This window comes from Flagellimonas flava (assembly GCF_050617915.1).
GTDB lineage: Bacteria > Bacteroidota > Bacteroidia > Flavobacteriales > Flavobacteriaceae > Flagellimonas > Flagellimonas flava_A.
Window position 1 is genome coordinate 1 of record NZ_JBODQE010000081.1, and the last position, 263, is coordinate 263.

A 263-nucleotide genomic window follows, 5' to 3' on the forward strand; every position below is an offset into this window, starting at 1 on the left:
GGCTACTCGCGCAAAATAAAATCGGTGGCCGATCTGCAAGACGGGGCGACAATCGCCATTCCGAACGATCCCACTAACCTCGGCCGCGCGCTGCTGCTGTTGCAAAAAGAGCAGCTGATTACCCTCAAGGCGGGGACTGGCCTGCTGCCTACGGCGGTCGATATTACCGCCAACCCGCGTCACCTGAACATTATGGAGCTGGAAGGGGCTCAGCTGCCGCGCGTGCTGGACGACCCGAAAGTGGATGTGGCGATTATCAGCAC

1 protein-coding gene is annotated in these 263 nt (G+C 59.7%); it reads left to right on the forward strand.

Translation table 11 applies throughout. The features are described from left to right. Window positions 1-263 (forward strand): MetQ/NlpA family ABC transporter substrate-binding protein (locus tag ACRHOZ_RS21060; protein ID WP_431130261.1); only part of this gene is annotated, 263 nt, incomplete at both ends.